Source organism: Burkholderiales bacterium (genome assembly GCA_035560005.1).
Taxonomy (GTDB): Bacteria; Pseudomonadota; Gammaproteobacteria; order Burkholderiales; family Eutrophovitaceae; genus DASRFY01.
Genome location: DATMAN010000048.1, coordinates 15,661 through 41,764 on the forward strand (window position 1 = coordinate 15,661; position 26,104 = coordinate 41,764).

The 26,104-nt window shown below is 60.8% G+C and carries 23 protein-coding genes and 1 tRNA gene; 3 read left to right on the forward strand and 21 right to left on the reverse strand.

Features of this window, described 5'->3' with window-relative positions; all coding sequences use genetic code 11:
* The first annotated feature begins 113 nt into the window (after positions 1-113).
* A complete protein-coding gene (locus tag VNM24_06995) occupies positions 114-428 on the forward strand; it encodes a hypothetical protein (protein ID HWQ38346.1) in 315 nt (104 codons plus the stop codon).
* Between the two features lie 16 nt (positions 429-444).
* Here the strand turns inward: VNM24_06995 and VNM24_07000 are convergent, their stop codons facing one another.
* From VNM24_07000 to VNM24_07035, 8 genes are all read right to left on the reverse strand, one after another.
* Positions 445-927: a hypothetical protein gene (locus VNM24_07000; GenBank protein HWQ38347.1), complete on the reverse strand. Its 483-nt coding sequence runs from the start codon at positions 925-927 to the stop codon at positions 445-447.
* Position 928: 1 nt separating this feature from the next.
* Positions 929-1,474 (reverse strand): hypothetical protein, encoded by a 546-nt coding sequence (locus tag VNM24_07005; GenBank protein HWQ38348.1) that lies wholly within the window; start codon positions 1,472-1,474, stop codon positions 929-931.
* 29 nt (positions 1,475-1,503) lie between these two features.
* Positions 1,504-2,085, reverse strand: coding sequence for a hypothetical protein (locus tag VNM24_07010; protein ID HWQ38349.1), 582 nt, complete (start codon positions 2,083-2,085; stop codon positions 1,504-1,506).
* Positions 2,075-2,782 carry a hypothetical protein gene (locus VNM24_07015; GenBank protein ID HWQ38350.1) on the reverse strand — a complete coding sequence of 236 codons (708 nt, stop codon included), beginning with the start codon at positions 2,780-2,782 and terminating at the stop codon, positions 2,075-2,077. The genes VNM24_07010 and VNM24_07015 overlap by 11 nt, the downstream gene beginning before the upstream one ends.
* A 258-nt stretch (positions 2,783-3,040) precedes the next feature.
* Positions 3,041-3,802 (reverse strand): YgjP-like metallopeptidase domain-containing protein, encoded by a 762-nt coding sequence (locus tag VNM24_07020; GenBank protein ID HWQ38351.1) that lies wholly within the window; start codon positions 3,800-3,802, stop codon positions 3,041-3,043.
* Positions 3,789-6,938, reverse strand: coding sequence for an HsdR family type I site-specific deoxyribonuclease (locus tag VNM24_07025; GenBank protein HWQ38352.1), 3,150 nt, complete (start codon positions 6,936-6,938; stop codon positions 3,789-3,791). Before VNM24_07025 ends, VNM24_07020 begins: the two co-directional genes overlap by 14 nt.
* Positions 6,935-8,242, reverse strand: a complete 1,308-nt coding sequence (locus tag VNM24_07030) for a restriction endonuclease subunit S (protein HWQ38353.1) — start codon at positions 8,240-8,242, stop codon at positions 6,935-6,937. The genes VNM24_07025 and VNM24_07030 overlap by 4 nt, the downstream gene beginning before the upstream one ends.
* A gap of 5 nt (positions 8,243-8,247) precedes the next feature.
* A complete protein-coding gene (locus VNM24_07035) occupies positions 8,248-10,284 on the reverse strand; it encodes an N-6 DNA methylase (GenBank protein HWQ38354.1) in 2,037 nt (678 codons plus the stop codon).
* Between the two features lie 2,392 nt (positions 10,285-12,676).
* Between VNM24_07035 and mauJ the strand changes: the two genes are divergently transcribed.
* Both mauJ and VNM24_07045 read left to right on the forward strand, forming a co-directional pair.
* On the forward strand, positions 12,677-13,996 hold the full coding sequence (gene mauJ, locus VNM24_07040; protein ID HWQ38355.1) for a methylamine utilization protein MauJ: 1,320 nt from the start codon (positions 12,677-12,679) through the stop codon (positions 13,994-13,996).
* A 1,245-nt stretch (positions 13,997-15,241) separates the two neighbouring features.
* Positions 15,242-15,496, forward strand: coding sequence for a helix-turn-helix transcriptional regulator (locus VNM24_07045; GenBank protein ID HWQ38356.1), 255 nt, complete (start codon positions 15,242-15,244; stop codon positions 15,494-15,496).
* A 79-nt stretch (positions 15,497-15,575) separates the two neighbouring features.
* On the opposite strand, the gene VNM24_07050 is transcribed toward VNM24_07045, so the two are convergent.
* From VNM24_07050 to pal, 13 genes are all read right to left on the reverse strand, one after another.
* Positions 15,576-15,914 (reverse strand): hypothetical protein, encoded by a 339-nt coding sequence (locus VNM24_07050; GenBank protein ID HWQ38357.1) that lies wholly within the window; start codon positions 15,912-15,914, stop codon positions 15,576-15,578.
* A gap of 43 nt (positions 15,915-15,957) precedes the next feature.
* Positions 15,958-16,398, reverse strand: a complete 441-nt coding sequence (gene radC / locus VNM24_07055; GenBank protein ID HWQ38358.1) for a DNA repair protein RadC — start codon at positions 16,396-16,398, stop codon at positions 15,958-15,960.
* A gap of 137 nt (positions 16,399-16,535) precedes the next feature.
* Entirely contained in the window at positions 16,536-17,165 is a 630-nt protein-coding gene (locus VNM24_07060; GenBank protein HWQ38359.1) for a site-specific integrase, read from the reverse strand.
* Between the two features lie 370 nt (positions 17,166-17,535).
* Positions 17,536-18,558, reverse strand: coding sequence for an SWIM zinc finger family protein (locus tag VNM24_07065; protein HWQ38360.1), 1,023 nt, complete (start codon positions 18,556-18,558; stop codon positions 17,536-17,538).
* A gap of 534 nt (positions 18,559-19,092) precedes the next feature.
* The gene (locus tag VNM24_07070; GenBank protein HWQ38361.1) at positions 19,093-19,647 is read right to left on the reverse strand and encodes a hypothetical protein; all 555 of its coding nucleotides are present in this window, start codon (positions 19,645-19,647) and stop codon (positions 19,093-19,095) included.
* Positions 19,648-19,679: 32 nt separating this feature from the next.
* On the reverse strand, positions 19,680-20,525 hold the full coding sequence (locus VNM24_07075) for a hypothetical protein (protein HWQ38362.1): 846 nt from the start codon (positions 20,523-20,525) through the stop codon (positions 19,680-19,682).
* A gap of 88 nt (positions 20,526-20,613) precedes the next feature.
* Positions 20,614-21,147 carry a hypothetical protein gene (locus tag VNM24_07080; protein ID HWQ38363.1) on the reverse strand — a complete coding sequence of 178 codons (534 nt, stop codon included), beginning with the start codon at positions 21,145-21,147 and terminating at the stop codon, positions 20,614-20,616.
* A 483-nt stretch (positions 21,148-21,630) separates the two neighbouring features.
* On the reverse strand, positions 21,631-22,332 hold the full coding sequence (locus VNM24_07085; GenBank protein ID HWQ38364.1) for a DUF6499 domain-containing protein: 702 nt from the start codon (positions 22,330-22,332) through the stop codon (positions 21,631-21,633).
* Positions 22,333-22,359: 27 nt separating this feature from the next.
* Positions 22,360-23,466, reverse strand: coding sequence for a site-specific integrase (locus VNM24_07090; GenBank protein ID HWQ38365.1), 1,107 nt, complete (start codon positions 23,464-23,466; stop codon positions 22,360-22,362).
* 342 nt (positions 23,467-23,808) lie between these two features.
* Positions 23,809-23,884, reverse strand: a tRNA-Lys gene (locus VNM24_07095).
* A gap of 47 nt (positions 23,885-23,931) precedes the next feature.
* Positions 23,932-24,621 carry a 7-cyano-7-deazaguanine synthase QueC gene (gene queC / locus VNM24_07100; protein ID HWQ38366.1) on the reverse strand — a complete coding sequence of 230 codons (690 nt, stop codon included), beginning with the start codon at positions 24,619-24,621 and terminating at the stop codon, positions 23,932-23,934.
* The gene (ybgF, locus tag VNM24_07105) at positions 24,618-25,400 is read right to left on the reverse strand and encodes a tol-pal system protein YbgF (GenBank protein ID HWQ38367.1); all 783 of its coding nucleotides are present in this window, start codon (positions 25,398-25,400) and stop codon (positions 24,618-24,620) included. Before ybgF ends, queC begins: the two co-directional genes overlap by 4 nt.
* A 7-nt stretch (positions 25,401-25,407) precedes the next feature.
* Positions 25,408-25,974 (reverse strand): peptidoglycan-associated lipoprotein Pal, encoded by a 567-nt coding sequence (gene pal / locus VNM24_07110; protein ID HWQ38368.1) that lies wholly within the window; start codon positions 25,972-25,974, stop codon positions 25,408-25,410.
* Between the last annotated feature and the right edge of the window lie 130 nt (positions 25,975-26,104).

Here is a 26,104-nt window from a genome sequence, read left to right on the forward strand (position 1 = left end):
ATGCTTGATGACCAGTTGGAGTGATCAAGCCATCGGTAAGCGCCGAGGTATTCGTAAATGCAGAGATCGTCGAGGCTAACGCCACGGCCTAGGTTTGGAGCAATGAGCGCGATATGGCCAGGCTCTCCAACCATGGGGTTGGTCCGGTCTGCCTCGCTTTGGAACGCCTGCCCCATATGCGTGTGGATGTCGGCGACCACGGTAAGGCCCTCCTCGCGGCAGATCTTCCAAAGCTTTCCAAAACTCTTGCCAGTGAGGACGCACACGCCGCTTGCGTAGGCTTTCGGGTCGAGTTCGTCGTAGTAGACCGCCTTACGTGCAAGACGCCGGCGACCAAGCTTCTCTCCCAGGAAGAAGGCGCCGCTCTCATGCCGGCCTTGGCTGCGGCGAACCAGCTCATCGCGGCAATCGCGCCAAAGGTCTTTTGAGCACGCTAGGCGGTGCCTAGGCGCCGCGAACGCCCGTATAGTCCTTCGAAGTGAGAAGCTCACTGACCACCTCAAGATAACTAACTATTCCTCGCGAGCGAGACCAGCACATCGAGCGGTGCTGGGTGCGCCAGTTTTCGTGCCCCTCGATGGTTACTCTGTCGCACGGAAGGTAGAGACAAGACCCGCCCTTCCAATCCGCGCGAAATACGGCGGGCACGCGGCTCTTGCCACCGGGCCAGCGCGCAACCCGCAAAGGAGCATCCTCCTCCATATCCCAGAGCCGTCCGGTCACTCCGCTCGGGTAGCCCGTGCACTCGAAGCGCATCGCGTATTCCGAAGGAGACCCCTCGCGCAGTGCGGCGGCGATGGCGATGTCCGCGAACGGCCATGCCACGCGCAGAAGTCGCCATCGGCCGTCTCGGCCGCCGAGCACGAAGGGTGCCGCTCCCAAGTGCTCGAGAAGCGTCCGATAGTCGGGACGTTGCGCTTCGGACACTCTAGCCCTCGACGCGCTGAACCGGCACCAGGTCAAAGCAGACCTTGCACCCCTGCTTCACAAGCGCGCCGAGCTGCGTGGTGAGGTCCGGACGAATGTCGCTTTCGCACAGTTGCAGCACGTAGTCCACCTGGTCCTGGTCGTGTTTGATGAACTCCTTCAAGGTCCAATTGCGGACCTTCTTCACAGTAACGGACGGAGGGAACTCCTCCTTGCCGGTTTCGGCGTTGAAATGGACCGCGACGGAAATCTTCTTGCAGCGGCTGATATGCACACGCGAGTGCTTCTTGATCCCCGCCTGCTCGGCGGAAAGCGTAGCCTTGACCGCCTCCTCCGCCTCTTCCACAAAGACGAGACCGCCATCGGCGGGCACCGGCAGGCCTTTCTGGGCTGCGGCGCGCACGATATCGTTCACGGAAGCGTCGCGCGAGACCACCAGGATCTCGGTGCGCGTATCACCTTCCACCTGGACGAAGACTTCGATATTTTCCATTGGGGCTCCTGTTCTCGACGGCTTTTGCACCGTCCATAGGAAGGAAATCCCCAACGAGGCTCAAAGCATGAAGCGCACTCCGCTCACTTGCAACTCCAACGGCGAAGCGCCTCTTGCGAAAGACCCGCTTCACGCCAGGCCTGGGCGAAGGACTTGCTGTCAGCCTCGTCCTGCCCAACGGCGACGCCAAAACTCGGCTCTCCCGCGCCGCCGGTCATCCAACGCGCAATCGAGCGTACGCTGCACCGAAGCTCCTCCGATAGCGCCGAAAGGAAGGCACCCGGAACAGATTCGAGCGATACCGCGCGCCGATCGATCATTTCGATGAAATACTCGTTGGCGCCCATTCGCTCGCCAAGGCTCGCCGTGTCTAGGCCGATCCGCTCAGCAGCGGCAAGGACGCCGGGAAAACGCTCATCTAGCTCTCCCTGGAGTACTCGGTTGAGATGCTCAGTCGCACTATTCAGGAGTGCGGACTCGTCAATGAGGGCCGCTTTCTCGGTCATGCCCTCCTGGAAAAGCCACTCAGCCACGAAATCGGCAATTTGGTCGCGATATACGGGGTAGCGGTCGCCCCAGTCCCTCGCTGTCGTGGCGGTCGGCCGAGGGACTTCCTGCATCATTAGCTCGATCACATCATCGAGTGTCAGGTTGTCAGCGCTCATCTTGTTCTCCAAGTTCTTGTCTCAGCTCGTTGAAGATCTTCCTGAACCAGAGATAGATGGTCCGTTTATCCCGGCGGGCAAGCTTCGAAATCGACAACACCTCCGGATCGTTTGTTTCTATCGGGAGGCCGTCAAAGTACCAATAGTTAAAGGCGGACCGCATCTCGTCCGAAAACTTCGGCAACGTCTTGTCCAAGGCGAGCCGTACATCGATCGTGCGAAAAAGCTCCCATCTTTCGCGCTCCAGTTCCTGTGGATCAATGCCGAGGCGCGGATCTTCTTCTTCAGACAGCAACACGTTCTCGGTGCCCGCGCCGCGGCGTCGAGCGTCCCTTGCAAAGTTGATGGCCTTTCTTTTGACAAAAGAGCCGAAGGAAATCTCGATGTAGTGAATATCCTGTGTAGGGCAAAGCAGTGACTCGGTAATCAAGTGCAGAGTCTTTTCCACCACCTCTTGCGCCTCGGGAGACGACAGGCCGCGTGCGTTGTGCGCGGCGATTGGTATTGCGCGTCGATGAAGATGCTGAAGGATGAGCGAACCGAAGATCTCGGGCCGGCCTTGCACCTTGGCCTCCCGTGCCAATGCGCCAATCGTTTCGGCGCGAAGGCGATGAGCCGCATCCACCCACTGGCTTGGCGATAGACGAATCGCCTCACGCAGTTCTGCTTCTACTTCCGGCCGGCGTTGCCGTTTCACGCTACTCGCCCGATTGGCTTGCGTGCACACATTCATCTAACTAAGGTAATCCCCAATTCCCCGCAAACCATGAAGCGCTGTTTGCGTACGAAAGTTGCCTGCGTTACTCCTACCGTGAATTCAGATACTTAGCCATGATCCTTGCGCGAATGCAGCGGTGCAGTTGACGGACGCAATGATGTGCGAGGCCCTAACCAGACTCTGATAAGGAATTAATTATCGACTGTTAGAAACAGCCCTGTTGTTGTTAGTGCCTGTTTACGGGAGGTTCGGAAGAGCGGCTAAGAGCTGGCGGCCGTTTGCAGCCAGCCATTGCTTCGCACGCTCGGATTCTCGGCACAGGCTATGCACGGTGAGCCAAAACTTCGCCGAATGATCCGGAACGGCCAGGTGCACCGCCTCATGCGTCACGAGATAGCGGAGGACGAAGTCCGGCGCGAGGATGAGCCGCCAGTTGAATGACAGGTTCCTGCGCGATGAGCAGTTGCCCCACTTGGTGCGTTGCCCCATCACGTAGACGCGCTCCGGTCGTTGGCGAAGGCGAACCGCTAGGGTATCCAAGTGTGCTTCGATCGTTCGCCGAGCCTCACGTCGTAGCCAATGCTCGAGGCTTCGCGACACGGGGATGCGCGAACCACGGCCTCGGAACACGACGAACTCGCCATTCACAAACCGCACCATGTTTCCCGCGGCCCTCGATGTCGTCGTTTCGACGCGGATTCGCACCGGCTCACCCCGAAAGAGGATCCCGCCAACCACGCGGTGCTCGGAGCGCCGGACACGGCGCAGACGCTCGGCGTGGTTAATCTGGTCGACGATCCAACGTTCATTAGCGGCGAGAAACGCAGCCACTTCCTCCCCGTTGCGCGCTATTGGCTGCACGACGGCGACGCCCTCCGGTCCCACGCGCACGCGGAGCTTGCGTGCGGTCTTAGACCGAACGAGGCGATAATCGATCACTCGATCACCAAGCCGGATCCGGTGCCGGGTTTCGGACGTCACGCCTTCACCCCGTTCCATCAGCCTTGGCCAGCTCGCTCACCGCCGGCTTCAGGAAAGGCGGGTCCGGATTGTCGCGATTGAAGCCGAGCCGCTCGTACTGGGGATTCCAGGACTCCGCCAGTAACGACTGCTCGACGCGCATTCGACCTCCAATTGAGCTGCTCCAGCCGGTCGCGAGCAACCCGTTAGTGCGCAGATGAGCGGCCATACGCCGCGCACAATCCGCGACATAGTCCTCAGCGGTGTCCGCAGCATGAGCGCGAAGGATCGTGAACAGCCCATATTCTCCAGGCTGGGTGAGCCCAAGCCGCTCGGGCTCCTCCTTTGTCGCTGCGAGCGCCGCAGCGAGCTCCTGCAATTCGCGCAGCCGCCGGGCGGCCGCCTCGTCGCCGGCGTCCTTGCGCTCCTTCACTCGCTGAAGACGCTCGCCGAGCTCCCGGTACACAAAGCTCGGATCGTCCTCTGAGAGCTCGGCCGTGAGGATCGCTTCAAGCGCAGCGGCCTTGTCGGCCGGGGAGGGAAGCTCGTCGAGCCTGGTCGCGTAGTCTTTGTCGATCCTGAAGACCGGCAGCGATTCGGCAATGTCGAGGAACGTCGTGTTCTCCTGAATAAGCTCGCGGGTCTTCGCGGACAGCTCACCGTACGTGTCTTTGCTTCCGCGCTGCCGGCGTCGGTGCGCGACATAGATCCCGCAGAGCCAGTTGTACTGGTGCCGATGAGGGTAGAGACACGGGTCGGGCGCGACCGCCTCCCACAGCCGCTCGAGACTCCCGAAGTTGTGCTCGAAGATCTTCGCTGCCTCTGGATCGCGCAGGCGCCTCAAGGCTGCGAGCAGGCACTCCCGGGTATCGGCGATGGTGATGCCGTCGAACGTTTCCATGCAGCGGGCTACCTCGCCCGGGACAGTGGCCCGCAGGGCGTCCCAGTCGATCAGCGACTCCTCGCGCACGCTTTCGTCGAAATTGAGCGCCTTCTCCAGATTGGTGAAGACGCCGAAGTAATCCACCACCACGCCGGTGCGCTTCTTCATCGCCGGCAATGGCCGATTGGTACGGGCGATGGCCTGGAGCAGGTTGTGGTCGCGCAGCGGCTTGTCCAGATACATCACCTGTTCGACCGGTGCGTCGAAGCCGGTGAGCAGGCGGTCGCAAACGATTAGGATCTTGAGCGGCTGGCGCCACTTGGTGCGATCGTCGCCGTGCCGCTCGCGGTTCCAGGCCTCCCACTCCGCTGGGGTGAGCTTAAAGTACTCGATCAGGTCGTCCTGCTTCGCCTTCGCGTGTTCGAACTTCTCCACTTCCGGCTCGCTGTTCTGGGCGGCGGAGATGATCACGTCGCTCCACTGGGGCGGCAGTCCCCGCGCCGCGAGCTTCTGGTCGAGCGCCTGCTTGTAGAGCGCGCAGGCCTTGCGGTCCACGGCGACGAGCTGCGCCTTAAAGCCGTTCGGGTCGGGATGCTCGAGGAAGTGCTTGAGCATGCGCTCGAGCACGATATCGATGCGGTCGGGGTGCCGGGCGAGCTCCTTCCACTGCGCACGCTGGCGCTGGACGAAGTCCTTGGCCTCCTCGTCCTCAAGCTCCATCTCGGCACACATCTGCTCAAAGCCGACGTTCAGCTTGGCCTCGTCCACCTCGAACGGCACCCGGTCCCGGATGTAATGCACCTCGAGCGTCGCGCCGTCGCGGATCGCGCGACGGATGCCGTAGTAGCTCAGGTAGCGCTCCTGCACGCCGTCCTTCAGAGGGCCGAAGTCGCGGTGCGTGTTCTGCATCGTCCGGTCGATTGGTGTGCCGGTGAAGCCGTAGCGGAAGCCGTTGGCGAGCTTCACGCGCATGGTCATCGCGAAGCCCTCCTTGCCGTCGCCTTTCTGCGAGCGGTGGCACTCGTCCACCATGCTGATTACGTTATCGCGGTTGAGCGGGGCGAGGTCGCCCATATCCTGGAAGGCCTGGATCGTCGTGACCAGCGTGCCCCGCCAGTCGGCGCGGAGCTTGCGCTTCAAATCCTCTACGCCGAGCGCCTTCTCCACGTTCGGGTAATCGCTGGCCTCGAAGTCGTCCGAGAGCTGGGTCTTGAGATCGCGCCGGTCCACGACGATCAGCACCGTCGGGTTATCGAGCGCCGGATGCCGACGCAGCTTCTGCCCGGCGAAGATCATGGTGAGCGACTTGCCCGAACCCTGGGTGTGCCAGACGAGGCCGGTGCGGTCCTGTGCGTCAACCGGTTTGCCGATGAGCGACACCGTGCGATCCACCAGCTCGTTCACCGCCTCGAACTGCTGATAGCGTGCGATCTTCTTGGTCGTCTTCCCCTTTTTCGTCTCGAAGACGACAAAGTGCCGAAGGAAGTCGAGGAGATGGGCGGGCTTAAGGCGCAGGAGCCCCCGCACCGGCGCCTCCAGCGGGTCTTTGGGGTCGGCAGCCTCGGGCTCGTTCCACCAGCCGTGGCGCTCGGGGTAGAGACTCAGCCACCGGCCCCACGAGTCTAGGTGCCGCTCGATGTCGTCCTTGCTCGCATCGTGGAAGAGCACCGTGCCGTAGCGGAACTCTTCTTCGTCGGCCGCCACGCAGAACACGTTCGGTGTCAGCACTGCTGGCGCCTGACGCTGGTAGCGGTGGAGCTGATGCACCGCCTCGCGCCAGTCTTTGGCACTCGCGATATAGCTCTTGTACTCGGCGATAACGAGCGGAATGCCGTTCACGAGCAGGACCGTGTCCTCGCGGCACTGCTTCACGCCCTGGACACGGTACTGGTTGGTGGCGGTGAAATCGTTATCGTCCTGCTTTGCAGGATCGAACTGAATGAAGTGGACGGTCGTCGCGTCCGCGCCCGGCTCGAGAACCACCTTGGCGCCGTCGCGCAGCAGGTCGAGCGTCTGGCGGTTCGCTGTGAGCTTGTCCGGGTGCGACATCGTCTTGCGCAGAGCGGCGACGGCGAGCTTCGCATGTGCATCGGTCTTCACCGCCGGATTGATGCGCAGGATGGCCGCGACGAGCAGCTTCTCGACCAGTGGGTCCTCGAGCGGCCGCCCGTAGACCGCCATCGCCGCTTCGTCGCGGTAGGTCCAGCCGAGGCTTCGCGCGCCGTACTTCGCCTTTGGCTCGCCGCAGAGCCAGCCGAGGATGGGCTGCTCGACGTAGGCGTACTCGCTCATAGTGCGGCCACCGTCGCAACGTCGCGCACGCGCACACGGCCGGTTAGGAGGTCGTGCATGAGGGACTTCTTCAGTTCGGCGAGCGCTACCTGCTTGGCTATGAGCACAGCGATCGTGGCCTTCGATGCCTTCATCACGCGGACGATATCCTGTTGCTCCTTGACCGTAGGCGGGACGGGGAAGCGAAAGGCGCGGACCTGCGTCTTGTTCGTCGATGCGAGGTTCGTGGTACGTTTAGCGACACGATTGAAGTATCGCTTGGCGATGTCCGACTCGACGACCAGAGCGTAGAACGCAGGGTCGAGGAGCTTCCTGTTCGTTCGAATCCGAAAGATGTGGTTCTGGTGGAGGCAGTCCGGAATCTGCCCCTCCCAGATCGTCCCGCGCCCGAGCTTGTCGATGTCGCCGCCCTCGGTCATCAGCACGTCGCCGACTTCGAGTCGGTAGTTCTCGACCTCGTCCACACGCACGCGGACGGTCTTAATGGTTGATAGGTCCAGGTGGCCGTCCTGAACGTTGGCTACCCGCAAGTACGGTAGTTCGACCGACTGAAAGCCCGAAACGTCCTTGCCGAGCGTTACGCCGGATCCGACCTCCGCGACCTCGTCTACTCGGCGAACGATCCAACTCGGAGGGTGCGTGCCCGAATTGGTCCCTTTCGGACCGAGCCCCTTCTCCAGGAGCTCGTGCAAGAGCGAGTGATCAAGTTCCCGCGCCCGCTGGACCGCCGCGCGCGCGCGCTCCAGCGCCGTGTCCACGGCGTCGAGGATGCGCGCGATGGCGGCTTGCTCGTCGGGCGGTGGCACCGGAACGGGCATGGTGAGGTAGTCGCGGAAATGGAGGTTCCGCATTTGCGTCGTCTGCTGCTCGAGGCGAACGATCCGCCCCGTTCGATTGACCTGGTAGAGGACCCACGCGAGAAAGCGTGGTTCGATTTCGTTGGGATCAGGCCGGAGCAAATGCAGGAAGTTCGAGAATGCGTGCCTATGCATGTCTGCTGTCACAAAGCCGACGCGGCCAACCGGCTGACCCGGACCTCCGCCGGAGCGCTCCAGCAGGATGTCGTTCTTTTTTGGTTCCAGGAACGCAACCTTGCGCGCTGGCAGCGCGCGAAGCGCCACGTCTGACAGATCGAGGTGGCCGTCGTTGGTTAGGTTGGTGGAGCGCAATACTCGGGTCATCTGCGCACCACGTTCGTCACCCCAGTCGCCCGGATAATCCGCGCTCAGAAGGCGGTTCAGCGGCTTGGCGTCCCAAGCATCAGGGACATCCCCGAGCATCGTGTCCTCTTTCAGCGTTAGCATTGGCCCTACTGCAGCAAGCCGGACTGCTGAAGCAACATCCCGAGCTGATTCTCGGCGAACTTCGCAGCCGCCTCGGCCTCGCGCAGCGCCTTCAGCGCGTCCTTCACTTCCACCCGAGCCTCGGGCTCGAAGGTGTCCACATAGCGCGGGATGTTGAGGTTGAACTCGTTGTCTTCGATCTCGCCGAGATCGACTACGCGCGCGTGCTTGAGCAGTTCGTCGGGATCCGCGTAGAGGGCGATCAGCTCGTTACCAACGGTGGCCACATCCTTACGGTCGTCCTCCGCCCGGCGTCGCGCCTCGGCGATGCGCTCGTCGCGCTCGGCGACCTTGGCGGCGATCTTCTCGCGCGCTTTCTCCAGTCTGGCGACAGCGGCCGCGACCTTCTCCTCGTCCTGCTTCGTCTTCGCGGCGGCCTCGCGCTGGCGGGTCTCCGTCAGCTCGGCGTCGAGCGCCGCGAGTTTGTCGGCCTGGGGCTGGTATTCCGCCTCGATGCGCCCGGTCTCTTCCGCTTCGCGCGCATCGATCTGCGCGCGGATGCGGCCCGCGTGCTCCTTCACAAGGCCTGGCACCTTGGTCGCATCGCCATAGGCGTGGTAGTGAACTAGCATCCGCATCACATCCTGCGGGCGCAGCTCGTTCTGAGCAGAAAGCTCGCGGTAGTGCCGCGCGGCGTAAATGAGAAGCACCTTATCGCGGCGCTCGGCCGGGCGCTGCTTGCGCAGGATCAGCAGGCACGCGGGGACGCCGGCTCCGTAGAAGACGTTGAGCGGAAGTGAGATCACCGCGTCGATCAGTCGCGAATCGAGAAGGGCCTTGCGGATCAGGTGCTCGTCGTCGGGCTTGCGGCGCTTCACCTTCGGGTTGCCGTCCTCGTCCAGTTCGCCCGTCTCCTCCTCGACCTCGGGCTGGCCGCGAAACAGTACGCCTTGCGGACACACGATGCCGGCTCGGCCGTCGTCCGTCAGCGAGGCGACGATGTGGAGGATGAAGGCGTAGTCGCCGTAGCTGGCAGGCGGCGCGGGGAAGCCCGTGCCGCGGCCGAAGCGGCCGAAGGCGTCCTTGAAGCCTTCCTTGCCGAAGATCTCCTTCTTGAGCTTGTCCTTCTTCTTCTTGTCGTCCGTCTGCTGCTCCGGCTTCAGCCACCAGAATTCGTCGGAGAACGGGAAATTGGCGAGTACCAGCGAGAAGCGCTTGACCCGCCCCTCCTCGAGGAACTGGGGATCGGTGATCGTGCTCGCGCCGGCCTTGATGTCGGCCTCGAGGCCGTGCAGCACGGAGTTGATCTTGCCGATGGCGGCGTTGCCCCAGTTCATCTCCTGGGCGAAGTAGCGGGCGCTCGTGGCGTGATGGCCTTTCTCGCGCAGGTAATCGCCTGTGTGGACCAGCATCCCGCCCGAACCGCCAGTGGGATCGTAGACGGTGTCGCCGGGGCGCGGCTCAAGGATGCGCACGAGCGTGTCCACGACCTCGGGCGGGGTGAAGAACTCGCCCGCCTTGGCGCCGGCGTCGTCGGCAAACTGTTTGATAAGGTACTCATAGGCCCGGCCCAGCACGTCGGGCGGGACGCTCTTGTTCGAGAGGTCGTGCTCGTCGAAGTGCTGGACGAGCGCGTGGACCACCTCGTTCGGGATGAGCGGCTTGCCGGAGCCGTCGGGCGCCGGCTGGTTCCAGTCCACCGTGAAGACGCCGCGCAGCTCGTCGTTGGCATTCGCCACGGCGCGCATGGCCTTGGTAAGGACCTCGCCGAGGTTGGTGGAGGCCGCTTTCACGTCGCCCCAGCGCGAGCCGTCCGGGATCCGGAAGCGATGCTCGCCGCGCTTGCGGAAGACCGCCTTCTCGTTCTCGGTGAACGCGCGGCCCTGCTGACGCTCGAGGTCGGCGATTGCGTCGTCGGCTTCGCACTCCCATTGGTCGCAGAGGCGCTTGTAGAACATGAGGGAAAGGATGTAGTTCTTGTAATCCTGGCCCGCCGTCTTGCCGCGCAGGATGTTGGCTGCGCCCCATAGATGGGCTTCCAGTTGCTGAAGCGTTAGTTTCATTCCCTTCCTTTTCGACCGACTTCCCCGCGTCCCCAAGAGGGAGGCGTCCTGGTTTGTTCTCCTTACCAGCGTCACCAGGCGCGAGACATTATTATGCGGCTGCGAAGCTGGCCAACCTTCGGCGTATGCCCTTTAAGATCGCCGAAACGAGGTCTGAGCGGGTCGGGGACTTGAGGCCCCGGGAGGTGCCCTCGAGATGCTCGCAACCCCGGCGCGTTAGGGACGCCGCAGCGAGCCGCCCCGCCCACTCGGCGAGATATGTAGCCACCAGCTCAGTCTCCTCTGGGATCCGTCCGCCCCACGCCATAAAGTGGGACCAGGTCCGAGCGGTAGGCCCGCCGGATGTTTTGCGCTATGGAGGCATGGATAAGGTCTTGCACCGGTCTAGGGGCGTTCTGGACCCTGTGCAGCTAATTGCAAATTGGTCGCAGCCCCCAGCTCGTCTGTGGCTTCGATAAGTGAGAGTTATCTGTTTGGGAACGGAGTAACAGGCGCCGGGGAGTGCAGCCCTTCCCCACCGGAGCGTATTCTCCCGAGATGATCCGCTGGGGCGATAAGCAGACGTTCAGCGGCGTTTCTGACAGCGGTGCGAAGCTAATTGGTTCTGATTAGAGCTGAAAGCAAGTGCCTCTTCACGCTCGATTTTCCAGGCACGTGCTTGGGCGAAAATCGGATAACCAAGCCGAGACCGATGGGTTTATTCCGCATCCGACGTGGGCCTTGCTAGGATGCCTGCCACCCCCAATGGAATGTAGGGCGCATCCAACTAAGGACCCCTCATGCCGCGATCATTCCGCACTGAAGAAAGCTTCGCCGCCGAGCGCATAACTCGCGACATGCTGCCCCAATTTCTGCTCGAGCGGGGGTATAGCAATGTGGAAGATGAGCGGAAGAGCTTTGGCGCAACCCAATCGCAGGTCATTCACGCCACGGATGAGAGCGGCAATAGGGTGGCCTTATCCGTTCGGCTTTGCTGGCGACACAGCGACCGGCGGGAAGCTAGAGACCATTACTCGGCAGCCCAACTCCTCGCGAAGATAGAGAACAATGATTGGCTAGGGAGCATCGAGAGAAAGCTAGCTAATGCGCGACGAAGCGGCATCACACACTTGTTGCTCGTCCAGCGCCATGGAAACGCGATTCAATACGCTGCGGAGATTCCGATCGACGCAGTACTTCCAATCTGGATAAGACAACGCGATGTGAGCGAAGGACTAATTCGATCTGGCGCATTGGGCGCCCGAATGAAGAACCACGCGATGAATGGAGCAAGCCCAACGGTGTGGCTTCAGGACCCCAAAGCGCCAGACGTTGCGAAAGCGCTATGGGACTACCCGGGGATTCGCGACTTAGCCCGCCTACCGAGGAGCGCGCGCTTAGTGGCCAACGCGCCCATGAACGACTCCATTGATGACCTCGCCGGGACGCCCTATAGCGACATTGGCAGCGACGGCGGCGAAAGGATGCAAAGGATCACCTCAGGCGTGAGGCGCGACCCGAGGGTACGACAAGCTGTTCTTGCAAGAAGTAGAGCAGCATGTGAGCGCCTGAACTGCGGGGTAACGCGACCGTACGCTGGATTTCTCGATGTGCATCACATCCTGGGGGCAGAAAAGAGCGACCGCGTCTGGAACTGCGTCGCGCTATGTCCCAATTGCCACCGTGAAGCGCATGCTGCCCCCGACCGGGACGCCATCAACGCCGACTTACTTGTCTTTGCAAGCCAATTCGCTCCTGCTGCGGAACCAGGAGCGGGGGTGAGCGAAGCCGCGGCAACTGGAAGGCCCCGCGCTAGAGCCGCCTAGCGTACGGGTGCGGCCACTATTTTCGCCATTGGTCCTTCAGGAAGTCGGACACGTCCTTTGGCAGGTTCTGCCACGCTGCATTGTTATTGGAGGCGTCCATCACGATTAGCCGGTCGTTAGAGTCCATCGAGCGCCATACACTATCGCACGCTTGGGATGCCGAGTATCCAGACTTTACGTACCACAGCGAGTAGTGCACTTTGGCCCAACTCCCCAGTTGCTTGATAGTCTTTATGACAGCCTCGTAGTTTTTGTCCGGCGCGTGGAGGTCGTACGAAATGAAGAGGTTGTTTGCCACCGCAGCTCTCCCTAAAGTGACTTGGTTAGGTACGCGGTAGCTTGTTCCTCATCCTCAGTTACCGCATACTGTACGGATAGACAGTGTAGATCCGAAGGTGGTTCGGTCTCAGGGGCACGTATCACCCGGCAATACCGCGCGCCGCGCTGAACGCTACCCCCTACCGCCAGGATCAATGCGCCCACCGAGCTGCGGCTCGGATGGTTCATCTTGCGGTGTAGTGGGGCCACCCGTTGGCTCTATAGGCACAATTGCCTCAGACTCTTTCCAAAATCGAGCAAGCGGAAGAATGGAGCCGCCTTACATACGCACCGGGAGTACCGAGGAGGCGAAGGTCTACAGCAGCCAGCCCGGCCCGTGGACCGTAGCCAACCTGCAGCAGTCAATCGGCTGGACGCAGAAGCCGATTACTGTCGACTATGCAGGCCGCACGTTTCTGCTCCTACCCGAAGACGACAGCCTGCCGGCGATAGCGACGCGCGGAAATCACGACGAATGCCGCCGCGCGATTCTGGAGTTTGCTAGCGCGCTCGCCTGGTCGAGCGGTGGTTCAGTCGCCGTTGAGAGTTGGGGCGGTGGAAGCCACATTTTTCGTTCGGGCAAACGCTCGACGGGCGGGCAGATTAGTACGACACACTTTCACGTCGACTACCTGCCCTCGCCCCTCGACAAGGACCATAAGCTCGCGCTCGCTCTTTTTCACGAGGGTTCGACGCTCACTCATGTTCATGTCGCGTACAGCTTCCTGAGCTTTTACAAGATCATTAACCTTGCGAGCGGTCAACACGGCGCCGCGCAGATGGCATGGATCAACGCGCATATTTCGCTGATGAAGCACCATAGAATGAAGGAGCGCCTTGCCGAGTTGCAGAAGGCCGGTGAAGACATCGGCAAGTACATCTACCAGTCGTGCCGGTGCGCAATCGCGCACGCGGGCGATCCACGAAATCCCGTTATCGATCCGCACAATCTCGAAGACGAGCGCCGTCTGCGAGCGGATCTGCCGCTCGTTATCACGCTCGGCGAGATCGCGATCGAGGAAATGGGGATAAAAACATCGCAAACCGTCTACCACGAACACCGCTATGAGCTGAGCGGATTCGAGCAGTACTTTACGCCTGAGTTCATCGGGACTCTGAAGGCGGGCGGAACGCCGGCTAACGGTGAAGTGCAATTGCCGGAGCGCTTAAGCCTCCGTATATGGGGGCATCCTAGATATCCGCCGCTTGAGGATATGAAGCTCACTTCTGTCGAAGGTGGGGACGGACTGATTGCCATCGGATGCAGGTCAAACGAGAAGGGCTATCACGCGTATGTGGTACTCGACTTCCCCAACTATCGGCTCAAGGTCGAGGTAGGAGGAGAGAACCTGAGCGATGACGGCTCAGCGGAGTTCATCGAAGCGACGAAGGAGATTGAGCGGTTCTTTTGGGACTGGAACGGCAACGGCTGCTTGGAGGTGTGGGCGGAAGATGAGTGCCTCGGACGTTGCGACGCATTCATTCCCGTAAACGTGATGCTCGACCCAAAAGGCTATGAGGCGCGCGTCGCTGAACTTGACGCCGAGATCACCAAGCGTCCGCGGCGCGCTACAGTGACTCCGGCTTAAGCGCGACCGATTCGGTTCGAACTCCGCACGCGGTGGAGGTTGACCTGTTGGCAAGCACAGGACTCAATGAACTCTCGATTTCTCAGAGCCGCCCGGGAATTCGAGGTCGCTTGCCGGCACAACGAGACCGGCACGCCTACGTACTCGCGAGGCGATAGCCGATGTTAGCGGGCAAGATAAATGGAGCCTATGGGCAATTGATCAGACGGACGTATCCTTCGTGAGTCAGCCTTCAACGCTCGCGGACGGAGACAATCTCATAGATTGCTGACCCAGCCGGCAACTTGCGCGTCGTTATTACGTATGACTTCCCAGCTGACGTGACGTGCACGGTCTGATTAGGCATGAACGTGGCCTTCGGATAATGCTTATCGATAATCTTTGCTAATTCATCGCTTCCGTACGTTTGCCCTGCTTGAAAAATGGTGCGTGGGTCCGGTTCGGTCGTAGGCGGAACGGGTTGTGCCGGTTTTGCCTCCGTCGGCCTAGGCGCCGGTGGTTGCCCAGCATTCGATTGGTCGTTGTTCGGTCTTGGTCCGGCATCGTAATTGACACCTGGCCCCCAACCGCGAGGATCGCCTCGCTTTTGTAATAGCTCCGCTCCCCGTTTCTCTGCGTCTATTAGGACCTGACGATCCCGCGCTTGTTGCTGTGCCTTCTCTTCGGGCGACGATGAAAGCAGTGCGAAGAGTCCATATAGGACTACCACGGCGGCTAATGCTGTGCCGATGAGCTTAACTGTGGGATGTATTGGACCGTGACCATTCCGACTGGGTTGCTTCTTCGTTTCTTCTGGCATGTCATTCCCTCTTCGTTGCCGTTTGCGTGCATCCGCGCTCAGCGATGGGGTGCCTTTTTCGGACAGGCGTCCGGTAACTTCACGGCTATCTCGGGGTAGTTGCAGGCATAGTCGGTACCGGGCTTCAAGGGGATCGGCTTTGACTGAAGCCGTGCTGCTATGGCGGTTCCCAGCATCGCTCCGCCGATTGCTCTCGCGCTCACCGTAGCGGCAGGCTCTATGAGCACAGTGCTGCCGATCTGACGAACTTGATATGCGTCGCCGCTTGTGACTGGTGCACCAGCGCAGCCAGCCAGTAGGGCAAATCCAAGTGCCACCATGGTTGCGGAGTTCATCATCAGCTTCCGGCTTGTGTTAGCCCAAGTATGCACCGGTTGCCCAATATATTGTGAAGACGAATTTCATGCATTCCGCGACCCTTGCCCCATTTATTGGGAGCGGACTTTTTGGGGCCGGAAAAGGCGTTTGGGGAGGTCCTGCGGCACCTCAGGCGAGAGCGCGGTCTGTCTCAGGAAGCGCTGGCGTTGGAGGCTGGTGCCGAGCGTAACTACATCAGCTTGCTCGAACTCGGAAAAAGCAGCGCGAGTATGCGTATGCTTTTTAAGCTATGTACCGTCCTAAACCTCCCTCCCTCGCGTTTCTTGGAGCAAGTAGAAGGGCGAATGAAGGACCGGGGGTCTCGGAAGCGACCTGGTCGTTGATCTATAGCTACGAATGGGTGCGATCTCCCTGTCCCCCGTGCCGCTAAGCCGGCTTTGCAGTTAATTGCAAACGGGATCCCTAAGCATTGATACGTCCGTACTTCAGCAGTCGTGCCCGAACAGCACCCATCGTTCGCTCGTGCGCAGCAGCGAGCTCCTGTAGGGCACGCCCGGCGTCAAACGCTGCTAGAAGCTTCCGGTCCTCGTCCTCGGTCCACGGCTCGCCGGTCTTAATTGGCATCTGCGCTTTCCGGCGGTCATAGCGTTCCTGTCGCTCGAGGGCGGCCGCCGCCTCGTATAGGGCCCGCACTATCTGAGGCCGCTGGTATGCGCTCTCCGGCGGGAAAATTTCACCCGATTCCGGGTCAACCCCGTTGGCCAAGGACCTTACGACGGCAAGCGCTTGAGTTGCATCCATCTCGAATACTCCTTTTGCGGTTGGGAAGAAATCGAAGACATGCCTACAGAAGCCCTCGTTCGGCGAACGAGATGGCTTGGTTACCGGCGACGATAAAGTGATCCAGTACCTTCACCTCCACCAGCGACAAGGCTTCCCTAAGATTTCGAGTAAGCAGCTCGTCGGCTTGACTTGGCTGGGCAACGCCTGAAGGGTGGTTGTGGGCAAAAATCACGGCTGCAGCGTTCGCCGCCAGCGCCGACTTAACGACCTCCCTGGGGTAGACGCTCGTCTGCGTGAGAGTCCCACGGAAGGCTTCCTGCGCTTCGACGACCCGGTGCTGAGCATCCAGCCACAAACAGAAGAACACTTCATGCGGCAAATCGCGGAGAAGCAGCCGTAGGTAATCTCGGACGGCCCCTGGCGATGTAAGCGCGGCGCCGGTCTTCAGCTCCTCCGTCATCCACCGCTTTACGATTTCCCGAGCGACGAGGAGCTTCTCCATCGATGGGTCGGCTTCGGTATCTGCGGCTTCGAAAAGCGCCTGGAGAGAACCTCGATAGAGCGACCGCGTTTGCCGGACGCCTAGCAGCTTTTCGAGAAGGTCTTTAGTCGGGAGGTTGGCGTAGCGCTCCCCGGCCGTCACAGGACCGCGCCGGCGGCGTTGTTGTTGAAGAGGTCCTCGTCCCTGACGTACCGGCTTACCATGGCCTCAGACCGGTGTCCTGACTGAGCCTTGATCTTCCATACCGATACGCCGAGCCTCGCCGCTGAAGTGATTAGCCCTGCCCGAAGCGAGTGGCCGGAGTACTTGCTCGGGTCCAGGCCGATCTGGCGGACTCGCTGCTTGACCACCGCGGCGACAGCCGCGCTCGAAAGGCGAGTTGCTGATATGCCCTCGTGGCGGCCGAGGCTTCTAAAGATCGGCCCTTCCGTGATGCCCCCGTACTCCAGCCAGGCTTTGGTGGCTCTTACAGGGCACATCGGCCCGCGGGCGAAGGGGATAGCCACCTTGCGGCCTGCGCCCTCCTGGTCGGTCTTGGAGCGCCTCAGGGTGACGAATACGCCCCGGTCTACAAACTCGAGGTCCTCGACGTCTAGACCGACAAGCTCCGAGCGGCGAAAGGCGCCGGCGAAGCCTAGGAGCAAGAGGGCGCGGTCCCGAATGCCCTTCGTGCCCGATAGATCACTCACCATGGCAAGGAGGTCCTCCCGGAGGATCGGAGTCACTTGGTACTGGGCTACGCCGTAGGTCCGGCGGATGCCCTTCAACGTACCGGTAACGAGGTCCGAACGGGTTGGGGACTTCAGCCCTTGGCTGGTATGCGCCCTTGAAATACTGGCTACCCGGCGCGCCAAGGAAGCAACTGAAAGGCGCCCGGCCCACTCGGCAAGGTATGTAGCGACGACGTCTGGCTGCGTAGGTATCGTCCCGCCCCAAGCGAGGAAATGCGCGAGGTCGGAGCGGTAGGCACGTCGAGTGTTTTCCGAAATAGAGGCGTGGAGAAGCTCTTGGACCGCCTTAGGAGCGTTCTGGGCCCGTGCAATTAATTGCAATTGGGTCCCACCGCTTGCCTCGTGCGTGGGCTTCGATAATGGAGTGTTATCAACGGTAGGCGGTGTCACGGAATCGTCTAGCGGCTCAAACATCGCCATTTCCCCAAAAGTCGGGTAGCCAGCGATCTGCGGGATTGAGCCGGCCATAGTGAAGATAGGCTCGGCAGCAGCCGGCCATCATGCGCAACGTGCCTGCAAATCGACGGTCCCGATACCGACCTGTATGGATTCCGTCCAGTGCCCAATTCGGGACGTCCGGCTTCCCAGCCAGACGCTCGCGTGCTTCATGAATTAACTCCGCTACCTTGTCGTCATCGACCTTCGGCATGACCTGCTCGCCGAATTCGGCGACGAGGATCGCGTAGAGAGCTTGACCGGATAGGTTCGAGTCCATGCCCAGCGATCGCAGATTCGCGCTGTACAAGGCGGCGAGTTTCATTGCCTGAATAGAACCGGAGCGAGAAGCCAACTCGCCAAGCAGTCCCGCGAGCCGCTCGGGAATTAACTGACCACTCCCATACGCCGCCCCGAACGTCTTTAGAGCGCCGACCACGTTTCTTTCTTCCACACGCCTTCTAAGGAGCTTTAGAAGGTCGGTTTCGGCAGCAGGCTCGTCCAACTTCTCCGCATCGAGCCACGCGAAGATGTAGGCATGCCCGTCGGGCTGCGCCCACCAGTTCGGGGTGGCGCAAATCCGATATACCTCTCGCGCGGCGTCTTGGAGGTTAAGCCGGCCAATGGAGCCGTACCAAGCGGCCACCCGCTCCATCACGCCAAGCGAAAGGTTGTCTTCTGCCGCGGCGATCAGAACACGACGTTGTACGCGTCCTTGGAATTGCGGGATACGCCAGAGATATAGCAACCACGTGATCGCATCGCCGGTGCGGCGAAGGCGAATCGACTTGATAAACGCCGAGAGGGCTTCGTTGGGATCAGGCTCTGACGATTGCGGGAATAGACCCTCGATCGACAGTAGGTGCTTGCAGGGCTGGGACGGATGCTTCTGAAACGCGGGGCAGGTGCAGGTACGTCTATCGAGGTCTATTTCGTAGCGGACTCCGGGAGTGGTAAAGGACTCGACTTTAACTATCCGCTTCCCTTGGCTCACCGCATCCTTTTATTGAACTGTATTAAGGATGGTCCACGTGGTTAGGACTATGTCAACCAAAGGGGATCACGATTTTTGAAATGAACTCTGCGCCAATGCGAGGGGCGCTACAACAGCTACTCTCAATCTAGTGAAGAACTTACTTCGCAAAGCTTTCCGGTCCGAAATCGGTCGCAGTTCGTCACGCCACCTTAGTGAGGAATCGATCTACTTCTGACTCACGATACAAAATTGTTCGCCTCCCATAGCGCACCCAGGGCAAACGCTCATCACCGCGGAAACGCCAATTCGCTAGCGTCTGCTCCTTGACGTTCAGCCTCTCGGCCACCTGCTTAGCTGTCAAGAGGCGATCCTTTATGTGCAGCCCCGCGAGGAGGATGCCTAACCGCTGTTTGCTTAAACCCGGCATGCTCGCCTACCGAGGCATCACGACTATGCCGGTCCGCTGTTCAATTCCATGGAGTCCTCGAGATTCTTTGACCGCGGTTCACGAACGAGCAAGGTCGGCCGGACGTTGCAGTTAGCTGCACAAAATCACCGTGCAGTTGGAGCCGCTGGGATTACCGGCTCGTGTAGCTGCTTATTCGAGTATCGCTCGACGAAGTCCACAGCCTTCTGACCACTGTCTAACGCTTCCTTCGCTGACCTCAGCCAGAACGCAGCCTCGTCCTTCTCCTGCCTTCCGTATTGCTCAGCATGGTTCAACAGAAGGAAAACCATATCCTCGGCTTCAAGCGAAGCTAGAACCGTAAATAGGTCGGGCAGATTCAGCCCATGAAGGCTACTCTCTTTGTCCAAAGCCTCATCCCAAGCCGGTGTACCTGGTTCAGCGTCTTGGAGGAACGACAGCCATAGGTATTCGAACCGTCCTGGAAGACGAGCCATCTTTGAGAACGTAGGACTGCTGCTCAGGTCAGCACAGAAGAGCTCCAAGTAGATTCCAAGTTCCGTGCGCGCACCGGCCAAGCGTTCAAGGTCATGACGCCACAGAGACTGCGATTTGGCGGCTAACTGCCGTGCGTCATGGACGTAGTCTGCTGCCTCAATCGCTCTTTGGTGTTCCGCCATTTCCAATGCTTTTGTAGTCATGTTCGTGCAGTTAATCAAGTTGGAAGGTCTAACTAACCGTGCAGTGCCTTCAGCGCTTCCGGATACAAGGCCCAAATGCTTATCGGTGACCACCAGTCGCATCCGACACTGCTAAGACGAGCTAGGTATTTCTTCTTGGCCGCGCCGGCGAGCTGCATCGCTTCACACGCACCGATGTAGCGGCAGTGTTGGAGGAATTGCTTCCATCCTTTGTCGGAGGACTGCGCCTCAGCATCTGCGAACCGACAGACGCCTACGCTCTTGAAGGGGTTCTCCACAGAGGGCAATGCAGGGACCTTGCGACCTAACTTTCTGAGAGACGCTTCTATCCGCGTGATCGGCTCGGTCCCAACCGCCTTCCCAAGGGCCTTTAGACGGGCAACGCGGTCGTATCCCCGAATGACCCGATTGCTTCCTCGCCGTCCAAGGTAACCGGTCGGACAGGGGTGGTAGTAATCCGGATACCACCCAGAGTTTCGAAGCTGCCCGTCGAAGGTGAAATGCTCCTTCCAGTTAATGCCAGTGCAATCAATTGCAATCTCAAGGTAAGTAACGTGGGACTCAGCAAGTACGGAGGCGTAGCCGTACTCCAGCATGTATCCGAGGTGCATGTGCATCTGCTCCCACTCAGTGGGTCCTAAGTCCGCTGGCTTGAAATCGAACCGCACATACGGCTTGTGATGGGAAATGCCCACCTGCATGCCGAGCTTCGCCTGTTCCGATAACGGGATGCGCACATTCGTCTGGTATTTCGTCTTCCAATACGTGTATCCAGGTTCGCCCTTCATCTCGCTAAAGAGGCCACAGAAGTGGCCGTGCATCTCCTTGTCGACGATAGGCATTACTAGTCCTATCCGATCTATAGATACTGTGTACATCCCCTACTCTTCTTCTATCCCTACTCACTCTCTCTCTCCTACCTCTTCCTTACCGCTTACCGTCTACTTAGAGCCGTCAAGCTCCCGGTTACTTTTTGGACGGGCCGGGCGTGTTTACGAGGCCCCTAGCCAGCTTTAACGCTTCTTCTGCCGCATCGAGATGTCCCGCAGCTAATGCCAAAGCGAATTCGGGCTTCAACACTTCGGAGGCACTGCGCGATATTGGACGCGTAAGCACCTCGACCGTCGCATCGAGCTTGGCGGATGCGAAAGCCACTAATAGGTCGGCAATGGTTAGTCGCTGTATGCGCGGTTCGGCCCTCCAGGCCTCCTTCCACATTCGCGTACCCGGCGTAGCGTCACCAAGGAAAAGCATCCAAAGCTCGTCTATTGGTTCGCTTACAGCAAAATCGACATCGGCACTCTGCGCACGCACCCTTTCTAGGGCAGCCAAGCGGCAACGCAGCAGGGCGGCCGCATCCTCGAGATCGGATTGCTTGAAGCGCCAGGCCTTGAGAAGTAAGACGTAGGTCGAGCGCCAACGCCGTGCCAATCTGCTGAAGGCGTCGGCCTCCACTACCGTGTTGGCAAGCCTTAGTGAACTTTCGCGGTGTAGTTGCATAGTTGCTCTCCCTATTCGGTAATTTGGCTGACGCGATGACCTTCCACCCACGCCCTGAACTTGTTAACGTCGATCAACACCTTTCTGCCCAGCCGAATGACGGCACCAGCCTCGATAAGGCCATTACCTCGGACGACGCCTCGGCTGCTTAGCCGTGTTTTGGACTTATCGATCAGCGCTCGGACGGCGCTCTCGGTGAAAACGCCCTTCCATTCGGGCAGTTGAACAAGCCCTTTGACCGTAACCTTTAGTGGGGCCTGTGTTAAGGCTGAGACCCCTGTAGGAAGGGACCGGACGTCTGGCTCTGGATAGGCTAAGGCAACAGCCTTCCGGGCCGGCTGGACTGCAGTACTCATTGTCTCGCTCCATCGAAAGACGACTGAGGAGCGAAGACTAGTAAGTTGGCGCTCGTTCCACCATGTGGGCGGAAGCAGGCTTTCCGGCCATATGTGAGGCGCAATGGGACTTAACAGGTCCTACGCGCTAAAGGAGCAAACGAAGGTAGTCTTTCTTGTTCACGTAGCGGGCGGCTACGGCATACCTTCTGGCGATTGCCTCGGCGGATCCCTTTCCCACCCCGTAGATACGATTGGCAATCTCACTGTTATTGAGGTTCTCTTCAGACTCCTTCGCCCGATAGGCGTCGAAAATTCTCAGGAGGTCGGTATAGGAACCCATGTTCGCGCCGGTCCTGGGCAGCGGCTCAACGAGGTTGTCGGCAATAAAATGTTGCCGCCGTGCCTCAAGGATAGGTAAGAGCTTTTCGAATTGCCCGTCGACCGACTTCCGAAGGTCGATCTGAATTACGGCAACGTCACGCTGGAAAGCAGGCAGCTGGAATTCAGAGACAGCAAGATGAACATCATCGTCGAAGTCTCCTACTACATAGCCAACGATGTGCTGATTTACGAATCTCGGTCGAGATTCTGAGTCCGGAAACTCCAGCCACGCGATCGCCGGATTGGATATTTCCTCCAACCCCCAATCCTTGCCCATCCCGGAATTAGGCAGGAGCTGCGGCGGAAGCTTGTGTTTTTTCGACAGCGCCCCGGCGCGCGCCACATACATATCCCATTGGTCCTGGTACTGCCTGTTCCGCCGAAGGAATTCCCAAGCCCAGCCTTCCGCCGGGAGATCCTTCGGGTACTCTACTTCTTTTCTCCAATTGGGTAGAGGGCTTTCCATTGCGTCACGCTAACCACACCCAGCATGCTACTTGACGGTTGCAATTAATTGCACGGGCCCATTCGACACCGCACTACCGTCGCCGAACAAGCGGTCGTTCATGGCTCGAACAACCCTCGCGGTGTGCGCCTCGGAGAGGTGTGCGTAGCGTTTCACCATTTGCAGGGTCCTGTGCCCGAGGACTTCCGCGATCTCGCTAAGGCTCGCACCGTTCATCGCCAAGTAGCTTGCCGTAGAGTGTCTCAGATCGTGAAAGCGAAAATCCTCTATCTCCGCCTTCTTCAAGGCGGTATTCCAACTCTTCCGGATTTCGTACGGCCTCGCCTTCTCGCCGACGTTCGTGTTCGGAAAGACGAGGGCCGTGTCAATCCTCCGAACCTTCGAGAGTTTCTCCATCTCATAGTGAGCGTGCCCTGTCAGCGGCACGTTGCGCCGTTCACCGTTCTTCGTGTCGTGGAGGATTATCCGGCCCTTCAGTAGGTCCACGTCACTCCAGCGCAGGTTCATGATCTCGCCGTGGCGCATGCCGGTCGAAAGCGCTAAGACGACCACTGCGTACAGATAGGGGCAACGCGAGGAGCGGCAGGCTTCGAGGAGGCGGGCTCGCTCGTCATCGCTTAGAAACCGCACCCGACCGCGGGGTTCTTTCGGCTTGGTGACCTTCCGCATCGGGTTCTCGTCCATCCAGCCGTACTCGCGTACTGCCGTGGTGAAGGCGTGGGACAGAACAGCCAGATAGCGGACCACTGTGGAGGGTGACCGCGGCACTTTGCGCTCTTCGTCAGTAAACGCCAGACGATCCTTACATTCGGCGAGCAACGCCGGGGTTACGTTGCATAGAAGGTACGAGCCGATCTGCTTCTTCCACCAGAGGAGCTGCGCCTTCTGCGTACCCCGGCTGTTGAGCTTCTTCGTCGGAATGACATCCCGGATGTAGCGGTCGATCAATTCCGCGGCGGTGTGCTTCTTCGCTTCGCTGGTTTTGAAGTGCCGACCTTCCCGGATTGCCGCTTCCGTCTGCTGCGCCCACCGTCGCGCATCCGTGAGCCGTTCAAATGCGGCCGACTGCGGAGGAAAGCCTTTGATGCGTACTCGGGCGCGGTAACCGCGACCACGCGCTTCGATCACTGCCATGCACGTCACTCCCTTGGACTGATGATTTGAATTTAGCGAGAGAGTGCTGCGGCTGGCAATGGAAATGTGATCTAACTATCGGAAGAAGAAGACTTATTATGGATAAGTCAGAAGAGGCGAGCGCAGTTGAGATGCAAGGAGCGCAAACCACAGAAGCCGAGAAGATTTCAATAAGTTGAACCAAAAAAATTGGGAGCGTGTTGCCGCAATCCTGATGCTTGCCGAGCGCGAATTGCGCTCGAGTCTTTTCGAGTTCTTTGAACTAGTGTCCCAAAATTGGCCCACGGAAAGAAAAAAGCCCGCGTTTTGCGCGGGCTTTCGAACGTAAGACTTTGAAGAATTTGGTAGGTCGTGGCGGATTCGAACCGCCGACCAACGGATTAAAAGTCCGCTGCTCTACCAGCTGAGCTAACGACCCGCCGTGCGACTGCCGGGAAAGGCGCGGATTTTATCAGCCGGCAGCCCTCAATTGCCAGCACCGCGCGGCGCATAGCGCGTGCTGTCCGGGATGCCGGCCTGCGCGAAGCCCTTCCTGCGGATGCGGCATGCGTCGCAGAGGCCACAGGCGCGGCCTTCGGCGTCGGGCTGGTAGCAGGTCACCGTCTCGGCCGGATCCACGCCGAACGCCACCGCAAGCCGCACGATCTCGGCCTTGGGCAGATCCACGAGCGGCGCGCGCACTTCGATCCGGCGCCCCTCCAGCGCCGCCTTGGTGGCGAGGTTCGCCATCGCCTCGAAGGCGCGCAGATACTCCGGGCGGCAGTCCGGGTAGCCGGAATAGTCCACCGCGTTCGCGCCGATGAAGATGTGCCGCGCCCCGAGCACCTCGGCCCAGGCGAGCGCGAGGGAAAGGAAAATCGTGTTGCGCGCCGGAACGTAGGTCACCGGGATCCCGGGCTGAACACCCGACACCGGGACTTCGATCGCGCGGTCGGTGAGCGCCGAGCCGCCGAACTGCGCAAGGTCGAGCCGCACGATGCGGTGCTCGCGTGCGCCCAGCCGCCGCGCGATGCGCGCCGCCGCCGCAAGCTCGGCCCCGTGGCGCTGGCCGTAGTCCACGGAAAGGCACCAGCACTCGAATCCTTCGCGCCGCGCCCACGCGAGCGTCGCCGCGGAATCGAGGCCGCCGGAGAGCAGGACGACCGCGCGCTTCAGCGTTTTGCCGGCGCCTGTCCGAGGGCCTGCAGGCGCTGGCGCGCGCTCGCCGCCGCCGGGCTGTCCGGGTAGCGCGCGACGAGGTCCTGCAGCGTCTTCTGCGCGCCGCGCCGGTCGCCCATCGCGTCCTGCGAGGAGGCGATATTGAGCATGGCATCGGGCGCCTTGGCGTCCTCGGGCCATGCCGAGAGCACCTTCTGCTGCGCGGCGATCGCCTGCTTGTAGTCGCGCTGCGCGAAATGCGCGTTGCCGATCCAGTACTGGGCCGAGGGCGCCAGCTTCGACGCCGGGTAGGTGACGAGAAACCCCTGAAACGCCGAGATCGCGAGCGCGTAGTTGCCGAGCTTGAACTGGTTGAGCGCCGCCTCGTAGGCCTTGGTCTCCGCCGCGGTGGGCGAGGTCTCGGCCGGTGGCTTTTCCGCCTGCGCCGCGGCCTGCTCGCGCGCCTGCTCCAGCTTTCTCAGGCGGGTGTCAATGTCGAGATACAGGTCCTTGCCGCGCCGCTCGGCGGTTTCCGCCTGATGCTGCATCACCTCGATCTGCCCGCGCAGCCGCGCGATCTCGGCGCGCAGCGCCTCGATCTGCCCGGCCAGCTCCATCAGCGCCGAGCGGTCCTCCAGCTTCGCCAGCCGCTCCTCGAACGCCTGGTTCGCCGCCTCCACCTGCTTGCGCAGCTCGGCGATGCGCTGGCGCGCGACGTTGTCGTCGAACAGCCCCTGCGCGGACGCCGGCAGCGCGAGCGCGGCGGCGGCGGCTGCGACGGCGAGCTGACGCTTCAAGCGGCCCTCAGTACTCGCCCTGATACAGGATGTCGCCGCGCCGGTTCTTCGCCCAGCACGCCTCGTTCGACTCGGTGCAGACCGGCTTTTCCTCGCCCAGGCTCACCGACTCGACCTGCGCCTCCTTTGCCCCGAGCAGCATCAGCATGCGCTTCACGGCGTCGGAGCGGCGCTGGCCGAGGCCGACGTTGTACTCGCGGCTGCCGCGCTCGTCGGCGTTGCCCTGGATCAGCATCTTCGCCTCCGGGTGCTCGCGCAGGTATCTTGCGTGCGCCTCGATGAGCGGCCGGTATTCGTCCTTGATGTCGTACCTGTCGTAATCGAAGTAGATCGAGCGCCGCGACAGGATGCTCGCCGGATCCTTGAGCGGGCTCGGCGCCTGCGGCTTGCCCGCGGTCAGGTCCACGCGCGCGACCGCGCCGGGCTTCACCGGCTGCGGCTTCGCGGCGGGCGCGGAAGCGGCGGCGCCGGGCTGGCGCTCTTCCACGCCGGCGGGCGACTGCTCCTCGCCCGGCGTGCTGCTGCATCCGGCAAGCGCTGCCGCCAGCAGGGCGGCGGTGACGATGACTCGCATGACGATTGCTCCTTTGCGGTTCAGTTCGTAAACGGCCCCCACGCCGGCTCGCGCACGTCGCCCGCCGAGACGGTCAGGCGCTGCTTCACGCGCCCGTCGGCCGACACCGCCGAGAGCACGCCGCGGCCGC